The 4823-nt window shown below is 39.2% G+C and carries 1 protein-coding gene; it reads left to right on the top strand.

Going from position 1 to position 4823, the window contains the following annotated elements:
* Positions 1–257 precede the first annotated feature (257 nt).
* Positions 258–4208 (top strand): GAF domain-containing protein, encoded by a 3951-nt coding sequence (locus tag AFK68_RS10260; RefSeq protein WP_094672621.1) that lies wholly within the window; start codon positions 258–260, stop codon positions 4206–4208.
* Positions 4209–4823 lie beyond the last annotated feature (615 nt).

Here is a 4823-nt window from a genome sequence, read left to right as displayed (position 1 = left end):
GCATTAAATGAATTGAGAATTCAGAATTGAGAATTCAGAATTTTAGAATTAAGCAGTGATTTTTTTAATGAGGATTTTGAGTAATTATTCAGAAATATTCCTCAGTATAAATAAAGCTTGCTGATAAAATCTAAAAGCATTGACATATAAAAGTTTTTGTTTTTTTTTCGTTTCTAAAAAACAAAAACATCTTCCTTATTTTAAGCCTCTTTATTGCAGAGGTAGTGATAACTGATAACTGATAAGTGATAACTGAAATGACACAAACACGTTTTAGAAAAACAAACCAACCCGACAATAGAGCGGCAAATCAAGCTAAAGATTACAATCAAAAATCTCATCAAGAAACTTCACAACCTCAATCAGGTAATAGTAATGGTAATGAAGAAGTAACAATTGTGCCAGTAGAAGTATGGCAGCCAAACAATAACCAAACATATTCTTCACAAAACTCTCTAGGTTTAAAGGCAAAAACTAACGCATTAGCAGAAGATTTAGCAGTATTACGCTCTAATATAGATGTCAGAATTAATCAACTTCAATCATTAATAGAAACAGAAGGAGCTGCAGCAGAAAGAGCCGAATTATTAAACCAAATAACCTCTAATATTCGGGAATCTCTCAATGTTAAAGATATCTTTAAAACTGTTGTAGAAGAGGTGAGAGAAGCTTTACAAACAGACAGAGTAATAGTATATGACTTTGATGAAAATTGGCAAGGTACAGTCATTGCTGAATCAGTTGGTAGTGAATGGCCAAAATCCTTGGATGCCAAAATAGCCGACCCCTGTTTTGCAGACCGTTATGTAAACTTTTATCAAAAAGGGCGAGTAAGGGCGATCGCTGATATCTATGAAGCAGGATTAACAGAATGTCACATTGGTCAACTCGAACCCTTTGCCGTCAGAGCAAATTTAGTCGCTCCCATTCTTGCCGATGGAGAATTAATGGGTTTATTAATAGCCCATCATTGTGCTGAACCCCGACAATGGATAGAATCAGAAATCGAATTTTTCCAGCAACTGGCGATTCAACTGGGTTACGCTGTAGATCAAGCGTTACTTTTAGAAAAACAACGTGCAGCTACCCAACAAGCTCAAAAATTAAATCAAATTAATGCTGAAATTCGTAAATCTCTCAGTCTGAAAGACATATTAGTTGCTGCAGTCGAACAAACCCGCAGTGCTTTAAATTCAGACCGAGTAGTAGTCTACGAATTTGATAGCGACTGGAAAGGCACAGTTATTGCTGAATCAGTTGATAGTAACTGGCCAAAAGCTTTGGGAGCAAAAATTGCTGACCCCTGTTTTGCTGACCGTTATGTACAACCCTATCAACAAGGGCGAGTTAAGGCTACAGAAAATATTTATGAAGCAGGATTAACTGATTGTCATATTAATCAGCTTAAACCCTTTGAGGTTAAAGCTAACTTAGTTGCCCCTATTGTAGTAGATAATAAACTGCAAGGTCTGTTGATTGCTCACCAATGTTCTGGTCCGAGAGCTTGGACAGAATTAGAAATCGATTTGATGGGGAAAGTTGGTGTTCAAGTGGGGTACGCTCTAGACCAAGCATATCTATTAGAAAGGCAACAAGCTGCGGTTAAACAAGCTCGATTATTAAACGAAATTTCTAACAGTCTGCGGAGTACCACTAATACTGAAGAAGTTTTTGATACTCTAATTGAAGAAGCTCGTAATGCTCTGGAAGCAGACCGCGCCGTCATCTGCCAATTTGATGAGAATATGGTCGGTACAGTAATAGCAGAATCTGTAGGTAAGGGTTGGAAAGCTACTCTTGGGCACAAAATGGATGACCCAAGCTTTGCTAAAAACTTTAAATCCTATTTGCGCGGGCAAGTTAGCACCATTGAAAATATTAGAACATCTGGAATAGCTGAGTCGGACATTAAACTGTTAGAGCCTTTTGAAGCTCAAGCTAACATTGTTGCTCCTGTTTTAGTAGAAGCACAACTGTACGGTTTGTTGATTATTCATCAATGCTCTAAACCGCGAAGTTGGGAAGAATCAGAAATTACCTTTATTAAACAGTTAGCTAGTCAAGTCAGCACATCCTTAGAACAGAAAAGACTATTAGAACAGCAAAAAGTCGCCACCGAACAAGCACGACGCTTGAATGAAATCAGCTCAATGATTCGTGAATCTTTGAACGAACAGGATATTTTTAACACAGTAGTAGTTGAGACTCGCCAAGTGTTAGCAGCAGACCGAGTAATGATTTATAAGTTAGATACTGACTACAATGGTGTTGTTGTAGCTGAATCAGTAGATAGTATGTGGCCTGTTGGTTTGGGTAGCAAGCTAGACAGCAAATGTTTTAAGGAACATCATATTAAAGCTTATCTGCGAGGACGAATTAAGGTATTCAATAATCTGCACGACCCCTCTCAAACCATGATTGATGATGCTAAGAATACCGAATGTTACTTAAAAGATGCTGAACCTCTAGAAATTAAAGCGACCTTGACAGCTCCAATTATTGTTGAGAAAAAGCTGTATGGTTTCTTTGTGACTAATCAATGTTCTGGGCCTCGGAACTGGAAAGATACAGAAGTTGATTTTATTAAGCAGTTAGCAACTCAAATCGGTTTTGCAGTTGAACAGGAAAACCTGATACAACAACAAAAGACAACTGTTGAACAGTCTAAAAAACTGAATACAATTAGCTTAAGGATTCGGGAATCTCTTGATATTACCCGCATTTTCCGTACAGGGGTAGAAGAAGCACTCAAATTGATGGAAGCTGACCGGGTGGTAGTTTATCGGTTTGATGAAGATTGGGATGGCAAGATTATTAGTGAGGCGGTAAGACAGGGGTATATCAATATTGCAGAGATGGAAACTGAGGTAACTTGTTTTCCTGCAGATTATGTGGAACCCTATCGTCAAGGTAGGGTGCAAGTTACACCAGATGTTACTAAAGCGGGTTTGACAGCTTGCCATGAAGAACAACTCGGAAAATGGCAGGTTAAAGCTAATATAGTAGCTCCAATTTTGGTTAACCAAACTCTCTATGGTTTATTGGGAGTGCATCAATGTTCTGAAACTCGCAACTGGTTAGAGTCGGATGTTGAGGTATTTAAGCAGGTAGCTCTCCAAATTGGATATGCTCTTGACCAGGCAATTTTGTTGCAAGAAATTGAACAAGCTCGCCAAAAAGCAGAAGCTATATCTGTTGAGCAACAACAGCAAAAAGAATTACTCGAAAATCAGATCGAAAAGTTTTTGGCAGAAATCGAAAATTCTTTCGATGGAGATTTAACAGTTCGAGCTGCTGTAACAACTGGGGTAATGGGAACTGTTGCTGACTTCTTTAATGCCACAATTGAAAACTTACAGCAGTTGGTATTGCAGGTACAGTCGGCAACAAATGTTGTGAGTTCGACAACTGAAGGTAATGAGGTAGAAATTAAGAAGTTGTCTGGTGAAGCTCAACGGCAAGCTGAATCAATAGCTAATGCTCTGCAACAAATTCAGGTCATGGCTAATTCTGTGCAAGCAGTTGTAGGTAATGCTCAACAAGCAGAAGCTAAGGTGCAGCAAGCAAATCAGATTCTCCAAACCAGTGATGCTGCTATGAATAAAACTGTGGATGGTATTGTGGGAATTCAGAAAACAGTGGAGGCAACTGCCAGGAAGGTGAAAACTCTAGGGGAAACTTCTAAGAAGATTTCACGGGTTCTGAGTTTGATTAATGATTTGGCAAATCAAACAAATGTTTTGGCTTTGAATGCTTCGGTAGAAGCAACCAGGGCAGGACAAGATGACCAAGGTTTTGCTACAGTTGCTAGTGAAGTACGTTCTCTGGCAGAACAGTCAGCTAGTGCTACTCAGGAAATAGAGGAAATTGTTGAGGAACTTCAATCTGGAACCAGTGAAGTTATTAAGGCAATGGTAGTTGGACGCAAGCGAGTAATGATTGGTACTCAGTTAGTTAAGGGAGCGCGCAAAACTCTAACAGATGTGTTGGATGTGAGTGGAGAAATTAGTGAGTTGGTAGAGGGAATTACTGTTTCTGCTACTACTCAAGCTGATACTTCTAATGCACTGTCGAAAACAATGGAGGAAGTAGCGGCGATCGCTAATCAAACTTCTGAACAATCTACTACTGTGGCAGATTCTTTTGCTAAGTTACTAGCAGTTGCTGGAGAGTTAGAAAAGAATGTTGCTGAGTTTAAGGTAAATTAATAATGGATAATTGATAATGGATAATTGATAATTGATAATTAGAGATAGTTTTCATTATCCATATCCATTAATTAGGGTTTGCTCAAAAAGTCTTATGGTTAAGGGTAGGAGTCAAGCCACCCCCGCCCCTCCTAGGAGGGGAGTCAGGAGCTTTAGGTTCAGTAGGGTGCGTTGCAACGCACCCGCATCCCTAGAGTATTTGAAACTCTCAGTAATCTTAGAAGCTATTTGTAAACTCATAAAAAACCTCTCTCCAAATCTCTCTCCTGCGAGGAGAGAGGCTGGCTTCACCCCCATTCCCTTGTAGGGAAGGCGGGCAGGGGGGGTTAGGTTTTGAGGATTCATCGGTTCTATGCAATACTTCTCAAACAGTTTCTTACTTTTGAACTCTGACTTTTGACTTCTCAGTTGAGGAATAAAACCTCAGAAGTCTTACTTTTGGAAAGTACACAAAGAAACCGGGTTTCTTGGATAAATCGTTGTTTTTATAGAAATCTACAAAAAACCCGGTTTCTGAGTTAGCCTGCGTAAGTCCTGGTTATACTAAATTAAGTTATGAAAAGTACCTTTTTCAAATTCCTGTCTAACCATCTCCCACTCCCCCACTCCCCTACT

This window comes from Hydrocoleum sp. CS-953, from assembly GCF_002260545.1.
GTDB lineage: Bacteria > Cyanobacteriota > Cyanobacteriia > Cyanobacteriales > Microcoleaceae > Trichodesmium.
Note: the sequence above shows the minus strand (reverse complement) of the source record. Positions and strands in the feature narration are given on the sequence as shown.